Annotated in this window: 16 protein-coding genes and 2 pseudogenes; 8 read left to right on the forward strand and 10 right to left on the reverse strand. The window is 60.4% G+C overall.

Annotation, left to right across the window (positions count from 1 at the left end):
• The first annotated feature begins 153 nt into the window (after positions 1-153).
• The 4 genes from J2W17_RS22035 to J2W17_RS22050 all read left to right on the forward strand — a co-directional run bounded on the left by J2W17_RS22035 (position 154) and on the right by J2W17_RS22050 (position 4,378).
• A complete protein-coding gene (locus tag J2W17_RS22035) occupies positions 154-744 on the forward strand; it encodes an NAD(P)H-dependent oxidoreductase (RefSeq protein WP_307339349.1) in 591 nt (196 codons plus the stop codon).
• A gap of 57 nt (positions 745-801) precedes the next feature.
• Complete coding sequence (locus J2W17_RS22040; RefSeq protein WP_307339351.1) at positions 802-1,713, forward strand: LysR family transcriptional regulator; 912 nt, start codon at positions 802-804, stop codon at positions 1,711-1,713.
• Between the two features lie 103 nt (positions 1,714-1,816).
• Complete coding sequence (locus J2W17_RS22045; RefSeq protein WP_307339355.1) at positions 1,817-2,710, forward strand: NAD-dependent epimerase/dehydratase family protein; 894 nt, start codon at positions 1,817-1,819, stop codon at positions 2,708-2,710.
• Between the two features lie 222 nt (positions 2,711-2,932).
• Complete coding sequence (locus tag J2W17_RS22050; protein WP_307339358.1) at positions 2,933-4,378, forward strand: SulP family inorganic anion transporter; 1,446 nt, start codon at positions 2,933-2,935, stop codon at positions 4,376-4,378.
• Between the two features lie 9 nt (positions 4,379-4,387).
• Here the strand turns inward: J2W17_RS22050 and J2W17_RS22055 are convergent, their stop codons facing one another.
• From J2W17_RS22055 to J2W17_RS22080, 6 genes are all read right to left on the reverse strand, one after another.
• Positions 4,388-4,933 (reverse strand): hypothetical protein, encoded by a 546-nt coding sequence (locus J2W17_RS22055; RefSeq protein ID WP_307339361.1) that lies wholly within the window; start codon positions 4,931-4,933, stop codon positions 4,388-4,390.
• 37 nt (positions 4,934-4,970) lie between these two features.
• The gene (locus tag J2W17_RS22060) at positions 4,971-5,222 is read right to left on the reverse strand and encodes a hypothetical protein (RefSeq protein ID WP_307339366.1); all 252 of its coding nucleotides are present in this window, start codon (positions 5,220-5,222) and stop codon (positions 4,971-4,973) included.
• A 63-nt stretch (positions 5,223-5,285) separates the two neighbouring features.
• Positions 5,286-5,600, reverse strand: coding sequence for a hypothetical protein (locus tag J2W17_RS22065; RefSeq protein WP_307339369.1), 315 nt, complete (start codon positions 5,598-5,600; stop codon positions 5,286-5,288).
• 12 nt (positions 5,601-5,612) lie between these two features.
• On the reverse strand, positions 5,613-13,877 hold the full coding sequence (locus tag J2W17_RS22070; RefSeq protein WP_307339372.1) for a two-partner secretion domain-containing protein: 8,265 nt from the start codon (positions 13,875-13,877) through the stop codon (positions 5,613-5,615).
• 42 nt (positions 13,878-13,919) lie between these two features.
• The gene (locus J2W17_RS22075; protein ID WP_307339374.1) at positions 13,920-14,438 is read right to left on the reverse strand and encodes a toxin-activating lysine-acyltransferase; all 519 of its coding nucleotides are present in this window, start codon (positions 14,436-14,438) and stop codon (positions 13,920-13,922) included.
• 9 nt (positions 14,439-14,447) lie between these two features.
• Complete coding sequence (locus tag J2W17_RS22080) at positions 14,448-16,229, reverse strand: ShlB/FhaC/HecB family hemolysin secretion/activation protein (RefSeq protein ID WP_307339378.1); 1,782 nt, start codon at positions 16,227-16,229, stop codon at positions 14,448-14,450.
• Positions 16,230-16,534: 305 nt separating this feature from the next.
• On the opposite strand from J2W17_RS22080, the gene J2W17_RS22085 reads away from it, so the two are divergent.
• Together J2W17_RS22085 and J2W17_RS22090 are read left to right on the forward strand one after the other, a co-directional pair.
• Positions 16,535-16,780, forward strand: coding sequence for a FitA-like ribbon-helix-helix domain-containing protein (locus J2W17_RS22085; RefSeq protein ID WP_307339381.1), 246 nt, complete (start codon positions 16,535-16,537; stop codon positions 16,778-16,780).
• Positions 16,777-17,196: a type II toxin-antitoxin system VapC family toxin gene (locus tag J2W17_RS22090; RefSeq protein WP_307339383.1), complete on the forward strand. Its 420-nt coding sequence runs from the start codon at positions 16,777-16,779 to the stop codon at positions 17,194-17,196. The genes J2W17_RS22085 and J2W17_RS22090 overlap by 4 nt, the downstream gene beginning before the upstream one ends.
• Positions 17,197-17,243: 47 nt before the next feature.
• On the opposite strand, the gene J2W17_RS31270 is transcribed toward J2W17_RS22090, so the two are convergent.
• Together J2W17_RS31270 and J2W17_RS31275 are read right to left on the reverse strand one after the other, a co-directional pair.
• On the reverse strand, positions 17,244-18,107 hold the full coding sequence (locus tag J2W17_RS31270) for a methyl-accepting chemotaxis protein (RefSeq protein WP_444965463.1): 864 nt from the start codon (positions 18,105-18,107) through the stop codon (positions 17,244-17,246).
• A pseudogene (locus J2W17_RS31275) lies at positions 18,102-19,163 on the reverse strand (methyl-accepting chemotaxis protein); the annotation flags it as partial. The pseudogene J2W17_RS31275 and the gene J2W17_RS31270, both read right to left, overlap by 6 nt.
• A 236-nt stretch (positions 19,164-19,399) precedes the next feature.
• Here J2W17_RS31275 and J2W17_RS22100 point away from each other — a divergent pair.
• Both J2W17_RS22100 and J2W17_RS22105 read left to right on the forward strand, forming a co-directional pair.
• Positions 19,400-20,071, forward strand: a complete 672-nt coding sequence (locus J2W17_RS22100; RefSeq protein ID WP_307339389.1) for a histidine phosphatase family protein — start codon at positions 19,400-19,402, stop codon at positions 20,069-20,071.
• Positions 20,072-20,097: 26 nt separating this feature from the next.
• Positions 20,098-20,931, forward strand: a complete 834-nt coding sequence (locus J2W17_RS22105; RefSeq protein WP_307339392.1) for a phosphatase PAP2 family protein — start codon at positions 20,098-20,100, stop codon at positions 20,929-20,931.
• A 75-nt stretch (positions 20,932-21,006) separates the two neighbouring features.
• On the opposite strand, the pseudogene J2W17_RS22110 reads toward J2W17_RS22105, so the two are convergent.
• Both J2W17_RS22110 and J2W17_RS22115 read right to left on the reverse strand, forming a co-directional pair.
• Positions 21,007-21,090 (reverse strand): annotated as a pseudogene (locus J2W17_RS22110) (30S ribosomal protein S5 alanine N-acetyltransferase); the annotation flags it as partial.
• Positions 21,091-21,180: 90 nt separating this feature from the next.
• The gene (locus J2W17_RS22115) at positions 21,181-22,203 is read right to left on the reverse strand and encodes a sensor histidine kinase (protein WP_307339394.1); all 1,023 of its coding nucleotides are present in this window, start codon (positions 22,201-22,203) and stop codon (positions 21,181-21,183) included.
• Positions 22,204-22,212 lie beyond the last annotated feature (9 nt).

Here is a 22,212-nt window from a genome sequence, read left to right on the forward strand (position 1 = left end):
GTCCTCAAGTTAAGAATCGGCCGTAGTTTATGGCAACAATCGCCTGTCGATTCGTGCGTGTAGGTCAAATGATTTTTGTGAATTCAGCGCTTATTCCCCGCGAAGCAGTTCGATACGCTGCCGCCATCGAATTCCAACCTTGCGAGACCCCCCATGAAAAAAGTGCTGTTGCTCAATGGTGGCAAAAAATTTGCCCACTCCGATGGCCGCTACAACGCCACCCTGCATGAGGCTGCGCTGAGCGTGCTGGATCGCGGCGGCGTGGATGTGAAGGCCACCTTCATCGACGCGGGCTACGACGTCGCCGAAGAAGTTGCCAAGTTCCTCTGGGCCGACGTGATCATTTACCAGATGCCCGGCTGGTGGATGGGCGCGCCCTGGACCGTGAAAAAATACATCGACGAAGTCTTCACCGAAGGCCATGGCAGCCTCTACGCCAGCGACGGCCGCACCCGGTCCGATGCCTCGCAAAAGTACGGCAGCGGCGGTCTGCTGCAGGGTAAGCAGTACATGCTGTCGCTGACCTGGAACGCGCCGCAGCAAGCGTTCGATGACCCGACCGACTTTTTCGAAGCCAAGGGTGTGGACGCGGTGTACTTCCCGTTCCACAAGGCCAACGAATTCCTCGGCATGACCGGCTTGCCGACCTTCCTGAGCGTTGACGTGATGAAGCGCCCCAATATCGAAGCCGACGTGGCGCGTTACGAGCAGCATTTGGCTGAGGTGTTTGGCCTGCCGGCTTGAGGTTCCTTTTGCCCCGCATCCAGCTACTATCAAGCCAGTTTTGAATGAGGGGCATTCGTGAAAGCCAGATCCGATGAAATGCAGATTTTCGTCTGCGTGATTGAGTGCGGGTCGATTTCCGCTGCGGCCGAGCAGGTCGGGCAAACGCCTTCGGCGGTCAGTCGGACCTTGTCGCGTCTGGAGGCGAAGCTCGATACCACCCTGATCAACCGCACCACGCGGCGCATGGATCTGACCGAGGAGGGCAAGTACTTCTTCGAGCACGCCAAGCTGATTCTCGATCAGATGGATGAACTTGAAGAGCGCCTGACCTCACGCCAGCAAACCCCGTCCGGGCGGCTGCGGATCAACGCCGCCTCGCCGTTCATGCTGCACGCCATCGTGCCGTACATCGACGAGTTCCGCCGGCTCTATCCAGACATTCAGCTGGAACTCAACAGCAACGACCTGATCATCGATTTGCTCGAGCAAAGCACCGACATCGCCATCCGCATCGGCACGCTGGCCGACTCGACCTTGCACGCCCGCTCCCTCGGATGCAGCCCGCTGCACATCGTCGCCAGCCCGGCCTACCTGGAAAAACACGGCGTGCCGGTTGCAGTGGCGGATTTGTCCGGACACACGATGCTGGGCTTTACCCAGAACGAAGGCCTGAATCAATGGCCGCTGCGCTATGTGCACGGTGATCGCTGGCCGATCCAGGCGTCGATCAGCGCCTCAAGCGGCGAGACGATCCGGCACCTGGCACTGGCAGGCCAGGGCATCGCCAGCCTGTCCCATTTCATGACCATCGATGACATCCGCGCCGGGCGCCTGCAGGTGCTGCTGGCGGAGTTCAACAGCGGCTATCGTCAGCCGATCAACGCGGTGTACTACCGCAACTCGCAACTGGCCCTGCGCATCCAGTGTTTCCTGGACTTCATCCAGGGCAAATTGGCGGATTACGCGATAGCGGACTTCAAGGGCTGATTCGTGATCCCTGCGCAAGAGTGAATTGGGCAGCACCGCCTGTTTCCCCAGGCGTCGCTCCTCGATACTGGTGACATCACTTACCGACGCAGGGAGTTTCTCCATGAACGTATTCATCACCGGCGCCGCCGGCTTTATTGGCGGCTCCATCGCCACCGGCCTGGTTCGGGCTGGTCACAAGGTTACCGGCCTGGTGCGCAGCGCCGAACAAGCCAATGAACTGAGCGCACTGGGCATCGCCCCGATAATCGGCACGCTGGATGACAGCGCGCTCCTGGCCGAACAGGCCCGGGCTGCCGATGCCGTGATCAATGCCGCCAGCAGCGACCATCGCGGCGCAGTGCAAGCTTTGCTCGATGCGCTGCGCGGTTCCAACAAAGTGTTCTTGCATACCAGCGGTTCGAGCATCGTCGGCGATGCGTCGGGCGGCAAATCCAGCGACGTCGTCTATTACGAAGACAACCTGCCGGAGCCGACGGTCGACAAGGCTGCCCGCGTGGCCATCGATAACCTGATCCTCGCCGCCGCCAAAGACGGGGTGAACTCGGCAGTAATCTGCAACACCCTGATCTACGGTCACAGCCTGGGTGTCGATCGCGACAGCGTGCAGTTGCCGCGCTTGCTCAAACAGGCACGCAAAACGGGTGTAGTCCGGCATGTCGGCCCGGGTCGGAACATTTGGTCCAACGTGCACATCGAGGACGTGGTGACCCTGTACCTGCTGGCGCTGACCAAAAACATTCCGGGTACCTTCTACTTCGTCGAAAGCAGTGAGGCGTCGTTCATCGACATGACCACTGCGATTGCCCAAGCGCTGAATCTGGGGGAGCCACAGGACTGGCCGCTGAAAGAGGCCGAAGCCGAATGGGGTTATGAAATGGCCAACTATGGCCTGGGCTCCAACAGCCGGGTCCGCGGCAAGCATGCGCGTGAACTGCTGGGCTGGGCGCCGAAGCGCACTTCGGTGGTTGAGTGGATTCGGGACGAGATGGTGTGAGTTCGCTTTAGACCGCGTCGCTGCCTTCGCGAGCAGGCTCGCTCCCACAGTTTGATCTGCATAGGACACAGATTTTGCGTCCGACATAGATCCCCTGTGGGAGCGAGCCTGTTCGCGAAGGCGTATTCAGCAGCCCGACAACTGGCCGCGCTGCCCCCAATTCCGTAACATCCGCACCCTCTTTGCTGGCCATTCCCTGCGGCCAAAATTTTTGGGTAAACCATGAAACCAAAACGTCTGCGCGCCGATGTCCTGGCCGGGCTCACCACCTCTTTTGCCTTGCTGCCCGAATGCATCGCCTTTGCACTGGTGGCCCACCTCAATCCATTGATGGGCCTGTACGGCGCGTTCATCATTTGCACCCTGACCGCGCTCTTCGGCGGGCGACCGGGCATGGTGTCCGGCGCCGCCGGATCGATGGCCGTAGTGATCGTCGCGCTGGTGGTGCAGCACGGCGTACAGTATCTGCTGGCCACGGTGCTGCTGGGTGGGCTGATCATGCTGGCGTTCGGGCTGCTGAAGCTGGGCAAGCTGGTGCGCATGGTGCCGCACCCGGTGATGCTCGGCTTCGTCAATGGCCTGGCGATCATCATCGCCCTGGCCCAATTGGAGCACTTCAAGCGTGGTGATACCTGGCTGAGCGGGCAGCCGCTGTACCTGATGGCGGGGCTGGTAGCGGTGACCATGGCCATCGTCTATCTGCTGCCGCGCCTGACCCGCGCCGTACCGCCAGCATTGGTGGCGATCCTCAGCGTTGGCCTCGCGGTCCATCTGCTCGGCCTGCCGACCCGCACCTTGGGCGACATGGCGCACATTGCCGGTGGCTTGCCAACCTTGGCGCTGCCGGACATCCCCTGGAATCTGCAAACCCTGCACATCATCGCCCCTTACGCGATTCTGATGGCGCTGGTCGGCCTGCTGGAAACCCTGTTGACCCTGAACCTCACCGACGAGATCACCGAAAGCCGTGGCTACCCGGATCGCGAATGCGTGGCGCTGGGCGCGGCCAACATGGTCTCCGGTGTGTTCGGCGGCATGGGCGGCTGCGCCATGATCGGCCAGACAGTGATCAACCTCAGCTCCGGTGGTCGTGGCCGGCTGTCCGGGATAGTGGCCGGAGTCCTGATTCTGTTGTTCATCCTGTTTTTGTCGCCGCTGATCGAGCGCATCCCGCTGGCGGCACTGGTCGGGGTGATGTTCGTAGTGTCGCAGCAGACGTTTGCCTGGGCTTCGTTGCGAGTGGTGAACAAAGTGCCGCTGAACGACGTGTTGGTGATCATCGCCGTCACGGTGATTACGGTGTTCACCGACCTGGCCACCGCAGTACTGTGCGGGATCATCATTGCCGCGCTGAACTTCGCCTGGCAACAGGCTCGCGAGCTCTACGCCGACGCTCATATCGAAGCCGACGGCAGCAAGCTGTATCACCTGCATGGCACGCTGTTCTTCGCCTCGACCGCACCTTTCCTCAATCAGTTCGACCCTGCCAGCGACCCTGCGCACGTGACCCTGGACTGTCGTCACCTGAGGTTCGTCGACTACTCGGCGATCGCCGCGCTGAAAACCCTGCGTGAGCGATACGCCAAGGCGGGCAAACAGTTGCACGTGTTTCACTTGTCGGAGCGCTGTAAACAAATGCTCAAGCGGGCAGGGGGCGAGCTCGCTTGATTCGGACGGCTACAGGGCGTCTGATGCGTTGCACAATCGGGCCGGTTCCAGCGCCACTGGCGATGGGGTGCCGGTGGTGTCCAGACGTTGCAGCGACATCAGGCATTGGCCGCTTTCGAGCATGATCAACTCATAGTCCTGGCCGGCCTGCGGGGTGAAACGCAAGCTTTGCTGGCAGCTGTAGGAATAGCCGTTGGACACGCTTCCCTGGCTCTGGAAGTTCACCGTGAACCGCTGATTGGCCGGTACCTTGAGTTCCGTGCGCACCAGATCCGCGGCTTGCACCCGGGTCAGGCTGACCGGCATGCCCAGGTTTTGTCCGTTGCGACTGGCGAACCCCGACTGCGCCACTGCCATGATCCCGGCACCGGGACTGTTCCAGTCGATGCAGCCCCGCGCCGGCACTCCGCGCGCCATGCCGTTGGTGATCACTCGCATGCGCGCGGTGTCACCGGACGTCGGCTCCGCGTAAGGCGTGGAATAGGAGCGCACGTTGGCCAGGTTACCGCAGCCGCTCAACGTCAACGCAATGGCCGCAACCAGTAGTGTTCTCATGGAAAGATCCCTTGCTCCAGACGAAAAGCCAATCGCTTCAGCGGCACTGATAAGGGCTCTCGCCGCTCAGTTCCTTGCCTGTCGCGTTGTCACGAATGATCACGGTCGCACCGGGTGACGCCTGGCACAGGGCATTGCGCACGGTGTAGATGCCGCGACCCTGAGTGGTTATTGTGCCCATCTTCAATGGCGCTCCCGAAGCATCCTGGCCACTGACCTGATACTCACCCGACATCGTCACACAGCCGCTTAACGTCAGCAGCAAACCTGCACCGATAGCAAATTTCATGGCATTGTTTTCCTTGTTAGATTGATCACCGCTGGCATCAGGCACAGCGGGAGTTTTGTCACTTCAGTGGGCAGGCGCGCACGCCTTCAGTGTGCGAAAACTAGGCTGGGTACACAGATCCAGATTGTCGCGACGGCTGTAACCTGCGCGTTTCATGCACTGGAAACGCTCGGCCCTTTGTTCTGTCGTGGCCTTGGCGTCAGAGCCAGAGCCATTGATGTAACCGCACGCCAGCATCGACTGAAACGCGTCGTTCTCGCTGGCACCGGCTTTCAGCCACTGGCTCGACTCCGCGGGCGGTGGCTGAAAGGGTCTGGCGTGGCAGGCGCTGATGACCGGGAGCAGGCACACCGCGAATGCAATATTTTTCCAGCGCATATCGAGCATTCCTTATTTTTTTGGAGTGACCGGAACAAACGTCGGTCGAGAACCCGGTGAGTTGGTCCAGTAGCGAGTACAGGATTCTGCAGCACCATCGCCATAGCAGCTATGGACGGTGGTGTCGCCACTGAAGACATTGATAAATTCCTTCAGTTTGCTGCTCTCCGGCGGGATCACCCCACCAGTGCCTGGGTTGTTGCCGACGAATATCGACACGCCGACCGGGTCGTTCTGATGGATCTGGTATTGCAGGACCATCTTGTCGCGTGTTGCCGGATCGCTGACGGCGTCCCGGTTCTGCAATTTGCCCAGCAGTTCATCGGCCTTGTAGACGCTATAGGCCGCACCGAAGAAATTGACGCTGGTGTTGCTCAGGCTGCCTGTGGCGTCCGGCGTGTTCATCATCGATTCCATGGCATTACCCACGGTCATGGTGCCTCGACTATGGCCATCGAAGTGCAAACCTTTATCGCCATAGGCGAGCATGACCTCGCGCGTTGCCTGGGTCGAATTGGTCAGGCCCCAGAAGTCGGTGTCCAGGTACTTCTGGTAACCGGCCACCATCAGCTCGGATGCAAAATTGCCCGCCTCCGGAAACCAGATGAAGTATTGCGGACCTTCGGTGTCGGCGCTGCGATGCTGGTTGGCGTATTTGGCCGCACCATTCTCGTCGTTGAAGATGCCGTTGTCGGCCACATGGACTTTGCCATCGGTGCCAGGCTTGAGGTTGAGCTTTTCTTCGTTGGTCAATTCCCGGCGCAGAGGGATTTTGTTTTCATCTTCAAGCACCTTGCCATTCGCATCGGTCAGCAAGACAAACATGCGCGCCTCTTGCAGGAACATCGTGCGATAGGCCTCGTCGGTAAACATCACCGCCTGATGGAAGGTTTCGTTCTTGATGGCCTGTTCGGCTTCAGCCGTTCGGGCCATTTTCCCCACGTCCTGGAGTTCGGCGCTGGTGTGGGCGCCGGCGGTGTCGCGGTTGAGGGTGGCGACCGTTTGACTGGCATCCTGCCCGGTCAGTTGCTGCTGGCGGTAGGCATCGGTGATCAGGATATTGCCCAGACTCACTGCGCTGCGGGTGTCGCCGTCAGAGGAACCGTCGGCATGCCCGGAGTTCAACGCGTTGCCCACCAAGGCCTTGCCAGCGCCGTACTTGCCCTGCGTGAACATGTCGGTGCCCAGGGAAACGCCGCTGCTGTCAGCACTCGCGCTGGAGCTGTTGTGCAGGTCCGAGGTGGTCAGTGAGCCGGTGCCGAGGCTGTTTTTTCCATCGGCAATCGCTTTGTCGTTGCTGGCAATCAAGCCCCCCACCAGGTCGGTATTGCCCTTGACTCGAATGTCGAAACCACCGTCGCCCGCACGAATGCCGCTTTGCTCGATGACACTGGCGAAATTCGACTCCTGTTTGCTGCCACCAACGCTCACGCTGGCGCTGGACGCGCCATAGCAAAACGGCGGAATGCACAAGCTGACGCCGACGCCGGTGTTGCTTTGTTTGGAGTCGAAAGTGCTGGTGTCCTGAAGGCTCTCGATACTGAGATTGCCGCCGATGTCGGCGGTGACCTGGTTGCCGGAGACCACTGCGCCCTTGAGCCGGGTATCGCCACCAGACTGGATCAACACCTTGTTACCGGCATCGACATGGGTATTGCTCCACACCAGGTCACTGCCATCCGCGTTGCCGCGGCTCATCGACGCGCCGGCGTTGAGGCTGAAGCCGTTCTGCGACCCACCGACGGCAAAGCCGATGCCGATACTGGCGTTGCTGCCCTCGTTGGTGCTGTGCTGTTCGACTGTATTGCGCGCCGCGAGTAACGAAATATCGCCGTCGGCCTTGAGGTTGGCATCATGCCCGGCGGTGATCTGGCTGCCTTGCACAGTCAGGTCACTGTCTTTGCCCGCACCGCTCGCGGTGATGTTGACATCGCCCCCCGCCAGCACCGATGAGCCTGCCGCGATGGTGCCGGTCTGCTCGCTTTTGCTTTCGTTCTTGCTGCCGCCGATGGAAATACTGACGTTGATGCCGCCCGCTTGTGCCGGGTTCTGCTGCACCATGGTTGTTGCATTGCCGGCCTCAAGCAGAACGTTGGCGGCGGCGAGGGTTTTCATCCGCCCATCGTCAGTGCGCTCGGACGCTTTTTTCATCTGCTGAGCGTTCTGCACGGCAGTGACCACCGGGTTAGTGATCGTCACCGTCAGCCCGCCTTGCTTGAACTTGCTTTCCTGGGTCGAATGCTGCTGGTTCTGAGCCTCGAGGATGTCGACGTGCTTCGCCGCAATATCGACATTGCCTTCAGGTGCCGAGACTTTGCTGCCGACCTGGCGATAGGCATTACCGGCTTGAATGCTGACATTACCGTTGGTGGAACCGATGGTGCTGGCGGATGCACTGTCGAGGTCGTTGGTGTTTTTATCATTCTTTTGTTGAATGCCCATGGTCACGGCGACGCCGCCACCGCTGAACAGTCCGCTCTGCTTGACGTCCCTGGAGTGCTGCTCGCTGACGTGATCGGTGGCCGACAGGACGTTGACATCGTTCCCGGCCGCCAGCGTCGTGCCGCTGGTCGAGACCACGTTACTGCCCTGGACCGTCAGGTCGTTACCGGCCTTGAGCCAGGCCGTTTCCCCGCTCAGGGTGCTGGCCAGGGCACGGGTTTCGTGAAGCGTGTCGCGGGTGCTGGTGGTCTTGCTGGAGAACAGGCTGTTACTGCCTTTGACCTTATGCGCCTCGTCGACAAAGTTGTAGCTCTGACCGGTGCTCAAGTTGATGTCGCGGTCGGCGGACACCAGCACACCACCTTGCGCGCTGGTGATGGTGGCGCCGCGCGCGTTCACGTCCTGGCCAGCGATCAGTCGGACTTCGCCTTCGCCTTGAATCGTGCTGCCCGCATCGACGCGACTGGCCTCCTTGCGCGAATTGCTCGAATCCCAGCGCACAGTCTGCTCGCGTTTTTCGGTGATCGTGCCCAGGTTGATGTCGTTGCCGGCACCCAGGGTTGTCCTGCCGTCCTTGCCGGCGCTGACGATCTGCGCTGCTTGAAGGTTGATGTCACGACCGGCTGTTGCCACCAGTTCGCCCTGAGGGCTGGAGACAAATAGCCCGGCAACCCTCGCCACCTGGGTCGCGGTGCCTTGGGCGCTTTGGGTGTCGCGGGTACTGGAGATCAGATTGATATCGCGACCTGCCACCGCATTCAGACGGCTGTTGGCATCGATCAGGCCGCCGAGGTTGTTCAGGTCGGTGCGGGCTTTTATACCCACGTCTGCCCCGGAAAGGCGCCCGCCAAGGTTGTGGATGTTTTCGGCTGAAATCGCCAGCACGCTGCGCCCGGCGATCGTGCCGCTGTTGATCAGGTCACCTTGCAATTTGAGGTCCACGACATTGCCCGCCATCAACGCACCGGAGCCGTCCAGGTCGCCGTTACGTACCCGCACATAAACCTGCGGGACCAGCGCCTGGGTCACGCTGCCATCGGCCAGGGTGATGTCCTTTTTCACCAGCCAGACAATGTCGCTGGTCAGTTGTGCCATTTGATCGGAGGTCAATTCGACACCGGGCACCAGGCTCCATTTGCCGGCGTAGGTCAGTGCGCTGTCGAGCAACGAACGGTATTGAGTCTCGTCGTTGGCGTAGCCGTCGAGGAAGCGCCTGCCGGTGAGTTGGGCGATCTGTTCGCGGATCAGTTTCTGTTCGTAGAAACCATCGCCCAGACGCGTCAGGGTCAACGCCGGATCGAGCTGGAGGCGTTCGAGCATGTAGTTGGACGACAGCCAGCTTCGATAGCTGGTAAACCGCGGGTCGCTCTCTACCAGGTAGCCTGGATTGGCCTGGGTGTTGACGTGGAACAGGCTATTGTCTGGCACCTGCGCGTTGATACCGCCGGTGCGGATCGATTCACCGACACCTGCCGCGTTGGTGCTTTGCAGCGCCGAGACCTCCAGCACCGGGCCCGGCGCGCGACCATTGCCCACGTTGACCTCGGCCCCATGGGCGCCTACGGCTTGCTGGTTGACACTGGACGTCAGCCGATCGCCAACCTGTAACCCGCTGCCGCTGTGGGCGGCGTTCTGTTGATACTGGCTCGGGTGCAGGAAAATATCGGTGACGCTGGCTGCGGGGTTGTAAGCCGCCACGGCGGTGCCTTGACGGTCACGGCCCTTTCTCTGGATACGATAAAAGTTGCTGACGGTGCCGCTGTCGGTGACCGTTTGCTGACCGGAGACTTCGGTGTTTTCCAGATGCCCGATGTTCCCGGTCAGGGTGCCGCCGGCGATGATCCGACTCTTGTCGTTCAGCACGGTATCGGCGTTGAGCAACATCGAACCACCGGACAGAATCTCTCCTGGGTCCGAGGTCAGGATCTGGGTTTGTGTGGTGATACGCGTGTAGTCATAACGGTTGTATTTATCCGACGTGCCGTCGGGGCTCACCAGATGATTGACCTCATCCCGGTAGATCGAGACCTGGTCGGGACGATAGCGGGAGGCGTAGCCGGTGCGCTGGAATTCTTGCAATGCCTGGCGGCTGATCTCCACGACCTGGGTGCTGAAGTGTTCATTGGTGTTGAGCAACACGGCGCTGGCCAGGCTTAAATCGCCGAGGGCCTCGATCGTCGCGCTGGCGTTGTGCACCAGGTCAGCCCGGCCGGTGGCTTGGCCGTTTGCGTCCAGCGCTGCGCCGATTGCCAGGTCGCCGGCACTGAAGAGCATCGCGTGTTCACGGTTCAGGATCGAGCTGGCGCCGATGTCCAGGCGGTTGCGTGCGGCAATGACTGCTGCCTGGCCGTTCTCCACATTGTTGGTCAGGTCCCGGGTGGCAATGGATACTTGATCACCATATATCCTGCCGCTGCCCAGATTGTTCAGCACGCGGGCGTTGATGCGGGTGATCTGCGCGTCGATCAGGCCACGGTTGGTCAGGGTATCGCCCACATTGAGCGTGACCTGTGCAGCGCTGATCTCGCCGTTAACCTGATTTTCGACAACGCCACTCGACACCTGTAACAGCTTGCCGGCTTGCAAGGCGCCCTGATTGTCGAGGCGACCTTGCAGATTCAAATCGAGATTGCCGTTGGCTTGCAGCTTGCCGGTGTTGATCAAGCTTGAACCCAGCGTCAGGTCGATGTCACCCAGGCTCAAAACGTTGCCGTCGCCGCTCAGGCTGGCGCTGGTGATGCCCAGGTTTTCCCCGGCAATCAGGGTGCCTCCGGTGTTGAGCAGATTGAGGCTCTGCCCCGATAGCCCGTCGCTGATCGACAGTCGTTTGCTCGACGAGATCAGCCCCGAACTGTTATCCAGTTGACTCCCGCTGGTAATCGTCAGCGTCTGGTCCGCACGGATCGCGCCGGATCGATTGAGCACTTGCGCCACGTCGAGCGCCAGCGACTGGCCCTCGACGCCCTGATTCAAGCCTTGGGTTTGCTGGTTATCCAGCACTGCGGCGCCAACGGACAGCGTGCCGCCGGCACGTAACAAGCCGCCGATGTTATCGATGCGTCCGCTGCCCAGGTCCAGCCTGGCATCGCCCAATGTTTGAACCTGGCCGCCACCGTTGTACAGGCCAGTGCCGGACAGGTGCAGTGACTTCTCGCTGGTCAGGATCCCGCCCGTCCGGTTGTCGAATTGCCTGGCATCAACAGTGATATCGCCCTTGCCGCCGATGAAGCCGGCGCTGTTGATCAGATCGCCAGTGCTCAGCTTGACCCCGGCTTGTCCGAGAATACCGTTGGTCTTGCCCGAGTCCGTGTTGATCAGCGACTGACCCTGGGTGTCGACCGTCAATGCCGCGGCGGCCTGGATCAAGCCGGCCTGGTTATTCAGCTCGCCGCTGGACACGTTGACCGTGCCGGTGCCGATGATCGCCCCGCGCTGGTTGGACAGCAGCTTCCCGGTGCTGTCCAGGTGCACAGCCGAACCGTTGATGAGGCCGTCGTCGTTCAGCAGCCCCTGACTCGTCAGGTTCAATGCCTGTTGCGCCTGAAAGACACCGCCGCTGTTATCGATGGTGCCTTCGGTCGCGGTGATATCAACCTGTCCCTTGACCGAGCCAAGGGTCCCTTGGCGGTTGCTCACTTGAAATCCGCTAACGGTGATCGCGCCGTTCGCCGCCAGGGTGCCCTGGTCATTGTTCAATTGCCCGCCGGACAGCAGCAGGCTGTCGCCGGACGTGATCTTGCCGTTGGCATTGACCAGCTGTCCTGCACTTAATTGAGTCCCCTTGGCCGATGCGAGGGTCCCGGTGCTGTTGTCCAGTCGCGTCCTGGCGGTGACATTCAACTTGCCATTGGCCGTGGCCTGAACCGTCCCGGCCTGATTGAGCAGTTGATCGCTGGTCAGGACCACATCACCATCACTGGCCACGGTCCCGCCGCTGTTGTCGAGCAATCCGCTGGCGCTGATGCTCAAGGTCTCCCTGCCGCTTTGCAGAATTTGCCCCTGACGATTGGACAGGCTAATGCCATCGATCCGGATCTGCCGCGCAATGGTGCTGGCCCCATCCAGTACAGCGTGGGCGACATCAAGCTGTAGCAGGCCGTTGCTGTGCAGGGAACCGTGGTTGCCACTCAGCGCCTGGCCCTGAATATTCAGACTGCCGGTGCCGGCGTGCTCGACCCTGCCTTTGCGGTTGGACAGGGTCGCGGCAGACAAACGGACATTGGCGCCATTACTGGCGATGCGTCCGTTGTCGTTATCCAGATCACCGGAGACTTCAATCAGCGTATCGCCCTTGCCAACCTGAACGATTTCGCCCTTGTGGTTCGACAGGCTGCCAGCCGCCAGTTGCATGCGCTCGGCATTTACCCGGGCATTGTCGGTCTTCAGCGTTTTGGCCACTGCGGTTTTGAGGATTGCTGTCGCGTCCACGGCAGCGCCGCTCAAGTCTGCGTCGCCATTGCGAGCGGTCAGGTTGATGTTGCGAGCGCTGGTTTCACTGCCCGTCATGTTCAGACTCGCGCCGTCAAAAGCGATGTCGCCCGCGGCAATGGCCGATCCCTGATGGTTGATGGTCTGGGTGGCGGTGACCTGCAGCGAGCCGTTGCCACGTGTAGTACCGTCACCGGCGACACCGGCACCCAGTACCGACTTGCTGGCGTTGTCGATGCGACTTGCGCTCAGTGTCAGGTCCTGTTGCGCAGCGATGACCCCTTGATTGCGAATATCACCCCGACTGGACAACGATGTGTTGCCCTGACTGTAGAGCGAGCCGCTGTTGTCGATACCGACTTGGCTGTCTACCTGCAGACCTTGACTGCTGCTGATCTGACCGCTGTTGTCTAGACGACCGTCGGCACTGATGACCACCTCACCGGCGCTGGAGCCGATCTGTCCGGCATTGCGCACACCCAGCCCGGCTTCGGTGCCCACCAGCTTGATCTTGCCGGCGTACATGCCACCCAATTGCGCCACGTCGATGGCGATTGCCGGTTGCTCGCCGGTGGCGGCAATCGCGGTGGCCCGGGAATTGTCGGCGTCGACCTGGTTGGCACCGGTGGTCACGCGCAAATCCTTGGCCCAGAGGCCGGCATTGACCTCCACGGAACGGGCGATGACGTCGGTATAGTCGGTCTGCGAGGCGTCCAGGCCCTTGCCGGAAATCACCACCTTGCCACCTTCGACCCGGTAACCCTGCAGCTGTCCTTCCTGCATCTGCACCGTGCCGGTGGTCAGGGTGGCCCGGTTTGAGTTGATGAAGCCACAGCCGTCGCACGCGATGCCTGCCGGGTTGGCGATGACTACCTGGGCACGGTCGCCGCCGACTTCGACGTAACCGCGCAATTGGCTCGGGTTACTGCTGTTGACTTCGTTCAGGATCACTCGCGCCGAGCCGTTGCCCAGGGCGCTGTTGCCTTCGATCCAGCCGCCCAACTGAGTCTGCACGCTGGTGCGCGAGTTATTCAGGATCGCCCCTTGGGCATTGACGTCGAATTGGCTGTAGGTGTTACGCGAAACTCCTGCGGCGCTTGGCGTCTGGATATTGACCTGGGGTACGCCATTGGCAGCGTTGATGATCACGGGTTGTTGGCCGGCCGGAGCCCCGTGGTCGGCGACAATATCGCCCCAGGCGAGCGGTGACGCCAGGGTGATCAACCCAAGGGCCGCCATCAGCGAAAACCGCAGGGGGCGCAGGGTGACCAGCAGCGCTGGGGTGGAGATAGCAGATTGCGCGCCCGTACGATTGGAGGACTTCTTGCTGCCCAGCACGTTTTCAGCCACGACCATCAGCAAGCCACGGGCTTTGTTGAAGACGATGCGATAGAGGTTTTTGTTCATGACGATCCCTGTGTCCTGTATTGCCCTGGAGAGCGACGCGCGTTACGAGTGAGTGACACGCGTGTTCTGGTGAATCCCGGCAGGTGCCGGGTCGGGCCTGCTCGCAATCCCTTGAAAATGTTTGATCCGCAGACCGCGTTCATCGCCGCGGTGGTACAAGGCGCGGGCACTGCAATCGGCAAACAGGTGTCGTTGCAGCAACCGCGCAAGCCGGGCGCTATGGCCAAAAGGCGTCACCCAGTCCTGAAACCACAACCGGTCTCCGCTGTTCCAGTCTTCAGCCGACAGGGTGACTGCCGGGTTATCCAGGTAGCGCTGTTCGGCCTCTTCGTTGAACCAGCACCAGGACGCATAAAACACCGGCCGACCCTGTTCATTACCGATGATGAACTGGCGATGGCGGATCGCCGGCAGCAACAATGTGTTGAGGGTGTGCAGCGGCGCATCGCGATGCGCCGCCGAGTGCATCCACAGCCAAACGGCAGCACCCAGCGCCTGGGTTTCGCTCCAGGGTTCTTCGCTGAGGGCCGGTGCGATCAGATCAAGATTATCGAGCTGCATGGCGACGCCTCACATGGACCAGGTCAGGCTGAAACCTGCCGTGGTACTGGCGGTGTCGAAGCCCCTGGGTTTGCTGATCGGCTGGCCGACGAATACGTCGTAGGACACCTGCCGATATCCGCCGCGCAAGCCCACCACGTAACCGGCCAGATGATCGCCAATGAGGTACTGACTTGAAGGGCCGCCGACCTTGCCGTAATCCACGCCAAGGTAGGTTTCCTGCCCGGTGCTGCCCAGCGCCAGGCCGAGATCGTTGCGCACCAGCCAGCCACGGTCGGCGGACAGGATGTTTTCACCGTCAAAACCCCGCACGGTGTAGCGCCCGCCAATGGAGAAGCGGTCCTGAGGCACCAGCGAGGTTCGATTCCATTGCGCTCGCCAATTGGTGGTGTAGCGCAGGTGTTGATCGCCGAGGTTGAACGGCACGGTGAACTGCGCATCGGCGGTGATGATCTGCGACCGTGAGGTGCCCTCGTCAAAAGCCTCCTCGGGGGCCGTCAAGGCATTGCGCGCGCCAGTGCCACGTCGATAGCTGGCGCCCAGGTCGAGGGTCGAAGCGCCAATGAACTCGCGGTGAGTCAGCCCCAATGCCCAGCCCGCCATGCGACGACGCTGGATCTCGATTTCGGTGTCGTCAATGAAGTTTTGCGAGGTACGCGTCCAGCCACTTAACCGGGCGCTGGTTTTGCGTACGGCATCACGGTAGAGCAAGCGCGAGGCACTGATTTCATTGTTCTTGCTCTCGCCGGTGTAGGTGTAAGTCTGGTTGGCGCCCGCGATCGACTGGTGATAGTCGTATTCGCTGGACGTGATGCCGAACAGCCAATAGCCGTAAGGTACCGAGTAGTGCAACGTATGACCTTTGGAACCGCGATCGCCGGAGTCGCCGCCACCCATGTCATGGTTGTAGCTGGCGTAAAACAAGTCATTGAGACTCAGCACATTGTCCAGGGATACCGAGGTCGACCCCAGGTATTTGCCGGTGGCATCGGTCCCGGAGTCGTCGACCGAAAGGCTCAGGCGCACAGGCAAAGCCTGCTTCCAGGCAATCACCAGATCGCTGTCGCCAGGCTTGGCATCCACTCCCTGGGCGGGGGTGATCTGAATGTCGGCGTCGGCGGTCGGCACACGCTTGAAGTTCTCCAGCGCCTGTTCGAGATCACGCAGGTTCAGCAACTCCCCCGGCTTGGCCGGCACCGCATTCCAGGCGTTGGCTCGGGTCGAGGTGCCTGGCGCAAAGCGGATCGAGCGGATGCGCCCCGGAATCAAGGTCAGTTGCAGCACACCGCTGTTCAGGTCCTGGGGCGGCGCCAGCACCCGGGTGGTGACAAATCCGCGCTCGATAATCGCGTTCTGGATGCGCTTCATCGTCAGGTTGATGCCCTGAGCCCCCAGGCATTGACCGGTGGCGGGATCATTCTTTGGATCGGCATGGCGCAACGCCCATTGAAAACGCTGGGCCTGTTCGCCATCAAGGACAATCTGTCGAATCGGAAAGCAGGGTGCTTCGTTTTTCTCTAGTACGCTGCCTTTGGACGACGCGGGTGGCAATTCCAGACGCACGTCGGGCTTGGGTTCCAGTTGTTCACGCAGCGTTCGCTCACGCTCTTGCTGCAACAGCAACTGTTGGGCAGGCGCCGGCGGATCAGCGGCCAGGGCGGAAAAACTGCCGCACAGTCCTAGCAACAACCCCATCACCGCAATGCAATTGGCAGATGGCGAGGCTGTGAACATTGGGCGCATTGAGTCGTGATCGGCCAGGTAATCCCGTGGCCAAGAGAGAAAAATCATTTCGCATCCCTGTGAAATTCAGCTGACTGCCTTGTGTGGGATCAGGTCCGCGCCTGACGCGACAGCTCAGCCTGCCGTCTCCGGCAACGTGGCTAGGAGTACGAAATCAGAAGAAGGTTCATACCGAACAAAAAGAAATATCCTACATGCTGCCGAATCGCGCACGCGGGCAATCCGGTCATCGTGTGTGCGGCGGTGTGGAGTGGAAACAGTCGCTCATCGCGACTGACCCCATTACAAGCTTCATTAAACATTTATGTGTTAGCATGCAATCAATGATATCGTTGATTGCATGAGGTGGCGTCATGGCCAGTATCACTATTCGTAATCTGGACGACTCAATTAAAGAACAGCTGCGCATCGCCGCCGCTCACAATGGACACTCCATGGAAGAAGAGGTCCGCCTGATTCTTGGGAGAGCGCTGGCTACCGTTGACCAGGCTGGAGGGCTTGGCAGCCGAATCCGCAATAGATTCAGCGACGTCGGGGGCGTGGACCTCGATTTGCCCATACGTTCGGAGAAAGCGACAGCGGTGGATTTCTCTGAATGATAGTGCTCGATACCAATGTTCTTTCCGAGTTTATGCGGGCTGAGCCTGAGGCTCGAGTAGTGGCCTGGATTGATCGGCAGCCAGCGATGGATCTGGCGATCAGCGCAGTGACAGTGGCAGAAATACTTCATGGCATTGCCCGATTGCCGTACGGAAAGCGCAAGCAAAAACTTGAAGCTCATGCGATGGAGATGTTTGAAGAGGATTTCGCCGGAAGGATATTGCCTTTTGATGTTCACGCCGCCGTTGAATACGCAACGCTGGTAGCGGGTTGTGAAGCACAGGGGCGAGCGGCGTCCATGGCTGATGCGCAAATTGCTGCAATTTGCCGGACTCACGGCGCACCGATCGCCACCCGCAATGTTCGGGACTTCGAGTTTCCCGGGATCGAGGTGATCAATCCGTGGGATACCTGACACTAAGATGATCGCTCCCACCAGATCGTGGGAACAATCAGGTGTGTTCAAACCCGGAAGTGACTCACCATCATCTGCAACTGATTACCCAACCGCGCCAGCTCAACACTGGACGCAGCCGTTTCATCGCTGGCGGCGGCCGTCTGTTCGGACACGTCGCGTACGTTGACGATGCTGCGGCTGATCTCTTCGGCCACGGCACTTTGCTGCTCGGCGGCGGCAGCGATCTGCTGGTTCATCGACTGGATGTTGGACACCGTGCGGGTGATGTTTTCCAGTGACACGCCGGCCTTGCGGGTCAGCGCCACGCTGCTGTCGGTCAGGGTGCGGCTGTTGTTCATCACCGCCGACACCTGTTGGGTGCCGTTCTGCAGACCGGCGACCAGGCCTTCGATTTCTTCGGTGGATTTCTGCGTGCGTTGGGCCAGGCCTCGGACTTCGTCGGCCACCACGGCAAACCCACGACCGGCTTCACCGGCACGGGCGGCTTCGATGGCGGCGTTGAGCGCCAGCAGGTTGGTCTGATCGGCGACCGCCTTGATCACGTCCATGACGCTGCCGATCTTGTCACTTTCCTGCTGCAGCACATTCATGGCTTCGGTTGAACGCGCCACCTCGCTGGCCAGGCGTTCGATCTGGGCGATGGCTTCATTGACCACCTTGTCGCCTTCGCGCGCTTCGCCGTCAGCGGCAGCCGCGGCCTGGGACGCTTGCTCTGCATTGCGCGCGACTTCCTGCACCGTGGCCGTCATCTCGTGCATGGCCGTGGCCACCTGATCGGTTTCGATTTTCTGGCTGTTGACCCCGGCGCTGGTTTGCTCGGTCACGGCCGACAACTCTTCGGCGGCGCTGGCAATCTGGGTGACGCCATCGCGAATGCCGCTGATCAAATCGCGCAGGGTAACGCCCATGCGCGCAATGCCTTGCTGCAACACGCCGAGTTCATCGCGGCGAGTCACCTTGACGTCGTGGGACAGGTCGCCGCCGGCAATGCGCTCGACCACGGCGAGGGTGTCGCGCAACGGGCCGGTGATCTGGCGGGTAATGATAACGGCAGCAATGATGCCCACCAACAATGCCAGCAGGGTGCTGATCAGTTGCAGCGTACGAGCCTGGGCGCTTTCGACGTCACGGCGGTCGAGCTGGATCTGATACAGCTGATCGCTCAGTGACACGATGGCGGCGCCCTGTTCGGTCATTTCCTTGCGCGCCTGGACGGCGTCGTTGCTGGCGTTTTTATAAGCCTGCAAGGCACTGCGGTAGTTGCTCAGCGCGGTTTCCAGCTGGCGCAGGGCGTCTGGCTGAGTCTCGGTAAAGTGCACGCTCATGGACTTCAGGCCGGCTATTGCCGTGTCCAGTTGGCCGACGGCTTTTTGCTCGGTCTCGGCATTGGTGGTGGCGGTGTAGCCACGCACTTCGTAGCGGGCCAACATAAACGCTTCCTTGGCGGCAGTGATGGCCTGGAATTGTTCGAAGCGTTGATCACCCAAGGGCAGCTGCAGCACGCCAGTCTTGATGGCATCGATCAGCTTGCTGGCGATTTCAGCGTTGCTGCCCATGACGTCGCGGGCGCTGTTGCCGGTACGGTAGGCGCCGCGCATTTTGTTCAGGGACGTCTTGTAAGCCTCAATGACGGCACCCTGTTCCCTGAGCAGCTTGAGGTTTTCCAGACTCTTGAACTTCGCCAGCAGCGCCTGTTGCTGGGCGGAGAACGCGTCCAGGGTGGTCAGTACGTTTTGCGCCGCGGTTTCGTCGCCATTGGTCAGCATGTATTGCAGGCGAACCACGCGCAATTTGGTCAGGCCGGCATTGAGCTGAGTGATATCGCTCATCCAGTTGCTGCGGTCAATCAAACCGCCCAGGCTCGTCCAGCCGGTCAGGGCGAGGACGCAGGTCAATGCCAGGACCAGGCCGAACCCCAGGCCCAGTTTCAGGTTCACGCTGATGTTGCCGAACCAGCTATTCATCAAATTCCTCCAGGAACGTTGTGTTTCTTGATCGTCGGTGGCTGGAAGATTGTTGTTTTTGGGAGCCAGCAAGGTGGGTAGCAGGTGTGTATCGGCAGCATGCGAAGTAACTGAAGATCATCTTTTGTTGTTGTTCTTAAGCTTTTTTTCACAACCTTTTCACTTCCAGCCAACGCGCGCCTTTCTACCCTCGCGGCATCGAATGACAGTGATGCATGCCGACGGGGCGGCTTGATGTGGAATTGAGACTGAGCCTGTTGGGAATTAAACGCTCCCTCGATCTGAGCCGTTTGGCCCGCTATCGCAACGCGCTTGTGGTGCTGTCCTCGGCGCTGTTGGTGGTCCCGTTGACAGTATTTCTGCTGCGACCCGCCGCCCTGCCGGACCTGGCCGACGGCAATGTGGTCGGCGCCCGCGCGTTGAAGGCCGGCTGGGCCAAAGGTGACATGATCGTGCTGGTGCGCCACGTCGAGCGTTGCGATCACTCCTCGGCAGCCTGCCTGAGCGGCAATGACGGCATCACCGAGCGTTCCCGTAGCGTGGCAGTGGCCGTTGGTGCGCAGTTCGAACAACTGGGCTTGAACAAGGCCGACATCTACAACAGCCCGGTCATGCGGACTGCGCAGACCGCCGGCTATATGTTCAACAAGATCAGTTTCGATGAAGACTGGTTGATCAACTGCAAGGGCACCATGTTGCGTGACGCCCTGACGCACAAAGTGGCCGGCCGCAATCTGATTCTGGTCACCCACAGCGAATGCATGTCGCAACTCATGAAAGACCTCAAGTTGCCAAGCTCGACCCTGGGTTATGGCGCTTCCTTGTTTATTTCCGCCGAATCGTTACAGGCACCGCGCATGCTCGGCTTCATCGAAGCCTCGGCCTGGCGCTCGGTGACCGGCGAATGACTGCACTTTCTCGATCAGGGCGCTCAATGCCGACTTCCTCCCGCTTGCGTTTTTACGGGTTCAACTTCGGCATACCGCTGGCCTGTGCGGTCGTGGTTTTCCTGATGTTCGACCTGACCAGAATCGACATCGCCTTCAACGATCTTTTTTATGATCCGGTCTCGCAGACATTCCCGTTGGACCATGTGCATTTGTTCGAAAAGATCACCCATAAGTGGGCGCGGATCATCCCGAACTGGACCGGCGAGATAGCCATCGTCGGCGCCTTGCTATCGTTTCTCTGGCCGCGTCTGAAGGCGGAAAAGCATTCGAAAATCATCACGTTTCTGGAAAAGGTCAAGATCGCGCCGGTGCTGCGGTTTGCCAGCCGGCACCGTCGTGATTTTCTGTATGTGGTGTTCGCGTTTTCCATCAGCACGGGCGTCATCCACTACCTCAAGGGCCATACCAGTGTGTATTGCCCGATCGAAACGACCCAGTACGGTGGGAAAATTGAACACAAGGAGTGGTACCAGAATTTCGATCTACTGAAAGTTGCAGGCAGTGGGCGCTGCTGGCCGGGCGGTCACGCTTCGGGTGGCTTTACCCTGCTGGCCTTGTACTTCGTCGCGCGCCGCTACCGCTGGCGCCATGCCAAAGCGGTGATGTACGGCTCGCTGGCGCTCGGTTTCGTCTACGGCACGACGCGGGTTCTGCAGGGCTGGCACTACATGTCCCATACCTTTTGGGCCGGGATCTTCGTGTGGCTGGCGTGTTTGCTGACGGCGCTGGCGTTTTATGGGCGAGCGCGGCTGGCGTTGCCGGTTTTGCAACAGCATGAAGAACCGGCGTCAGTGGCTCAGCCTCAGCCTGTCAATTGAGGTAGGTTTTTTGTTGTCGCCGATCAAATGTGGGAGCGAGCCTGCTCGCGAAAGCGGCGGGGCACGTAGGGCTTGTCACGCAAGACGCCGGGACCAGCGCTGCTCAGGTGCTTCATAGCGATCATTGACCAGTGCCGTCAGCACATGGTCCTGCCAGCGTCAGGCGTTCGCAGGGCAGGGTCAGCAACGTCATGGGGGGGCTCCGGGTGCGGTTTCGGAGCGCAAGAATCGCTTGGCCTGCGGGAAAGTTCAAACCGCCAAGGGCAACGTCACAATAAAAGTACTGCCCTTGCCGTCGCCGTCGCTCATGCCGATGACCGTGCCGCCATGGGCCTCGACCAGCTCGCGAACCACTGTCAGGCCAATGCCCAGGCCTGCGCGGTTGAAGCCGACGGCGTGAACATCCTGCACGAAGGGCTCGAAGATAAAGGGCAGCGCCTTGGCAGAAATGCCGATGCCGTTATCGCCAATGCTGATCTGCAGCAGATTGTCTTCGGTGGTCACCGACAGTGTGACGGTGCCACCCGCCGGTGTGTACTTGGCGGCATTGCCCAGCAGGTTGCCGAGGATCTGCGTGAGGCGTACCGGATCGCCGCTCACTGCGAGCGCACTGTCGGGCAGTTCAGCCGTGAAGTGCAGATGCTGGCCGGCCATTACCGGGCTGCACACGGTGATGGCCTCCTGAATGATTTGCACCATGTCGACGATACGACGATCCAGGCGCAACTTGCCGGTGCTGACGCGGGAGACGTCGAGCAAATCGTCCACCAGCCGCGACATGTGTTGCACCTGGCTTTCGATCAGCGCCTGCATTCGGGGAAGCTCTTCACTCGGCACCCGCACCAGTCGGCCAGCGATTATGCTGATGGGCGTCAGCGGATTGCGCAGTTCGTGAGCCACCAGGGTGAGAATGTTTCGTTGCTGGGCCAGACTGTGCTCGGCCGACGCTTGCAAGTGCTGCGCACTGAGGACGGCACGCACCAGTTGTTCGTTGGTTTCGCGCATTTCCAGGTAACGCTGGTGTTCTTCGGCTGAGCGTTGGGGTTTTTCCGCATCCGACTGCAATGACAGAATCGCCAGGACCAATTGCTGATTGGCCTCGATCAGTTGCTCGACCTGTTGGCTATCGACGAGCTGGGTGTTGGCCTCGCTCAGCTCCTTTTGCAGCGCCGCCAGTGCTGCTCGCGCCTCGACGGTTTTCTGGCCGAGCAGGAACAGTTCGCGAGCGGCGGTGGCCATTGCTTGTTCGTTCTTGCTGTTAGCCTCGTTCATGACGGTTCG

It is taken from the genome of Pseudomonas lini (assembly GCF_030812475.1).
Taxonomy (GTDB): Bacteria; Pseudomonadota; Gammaproteobacteria; order Pseudomonadales; family Pseudomonadaceae; genus Aquipseudomonas; species Aquipseudomonas lini_A.

Excerpts from the sequence above, each read along its gene's own strand:
- J2W17_RS22080 (WP_307339378.1), bottom strand. The coding sequence starts at position 16,229 with ATGATTTTTCTCTCTTGGCCACGGGATTACCTGGCCGATCACGACTCA.
- J2W17_RS22055 (WP_307339361.1), bottom strand. The coding sequence starts at position 4,933 with ATGAGAACACTACTGGTTGCGGCCATTGCGTTGACGTTGAGCGGCTGC.
- J2W17_RS22105 (WP_307339392.1), top strand. The coding sequence starts at position 20,098 with ATGCCGACTTCCTCCCGCTTGCGTTTTTACGGGTTCAACTTCGGCATA.
- J2W17_RS31270 (WP_444965463.1), bottom strand. The coding sequence starts at position 18,107 with ATGGGCGTTACCCTGCGCGATTTGATCAGCGGCATTCGCGATGGCGTC.
- J2W17_RS22045 (WP_307339355.1), top strand. The coding sequence starts at position 1,817 with ATGAACGTATTCATCACCGGCGCCGCCGGCTTTATTGGCGGCTCCATC.
- J2W17_RS22070 (WP_307339372.1), bottom strand. The coding sequence starts at position 13,877 with ATGAACAAAAACCTCTATCGCATCGTCTTCAACAAAGCCCGTGGCTTG.
- J2W17_RS22035 (WP_307339349.1), top strand. The coding sequence starts at position 154 with ATGAAAAAAGTGCTGTTGCTCAATGGTGGCAAAAAATTTGCCCACTCC.
- J2W17_RS22050 (WP_307339358.1), top strand. The coding sequence starts at position 2,933 with ATGAAACCAAAACGTCTGCGCGCCGATGTCCTGGCCGGGCTCACCACC.
- J2W17_RS22085 (WP_307339381.1), top strand. The coding sequence starts at position 16,535 with ATGGCCAGTATCACTATTCGTAATCTGGACGACTCAATTAAAGAACAG.
- J2W17_RS22115 (WP_307339394.1), bottom strand. The coding sequence starts at position 22,203 with ATGAACGAGGCTAACAGCAAGAACGAACAAGCAATGGCCACCGCCGCT.
- J2W17_RS22075 (WP_307339374.1), bottom strand. The coding sequence starts at position 14,438 with ATGCAGCTCGATAATCTTGATCTGATCGCACCGGCCCTCAGCGAAGAA.
- J2W17_RS22065 (WP_307339369.1), bottom strand. The coding sequence starts at position 5,600 with ATGCGCTGGAAAAATATTGCATTCGCGGTGTGCCTGCTCCCGGTCATC.
- J2W17_RS22060 (WP_307339366.1), bottom strand. The coding sequence starts at position 5,222 with ATGAAATTTGCTATCGGTGCAGGTTTGCTGCTGACGTTAAGCGGCTGT.
- J2W17_RS22090 (WP_307339383.1), top strand. The coding sequence starts at position 16,777 with ATGATAGTGCTCGATACCAATGTTCTTTCCGAGTTTATGCGGGCTGAG.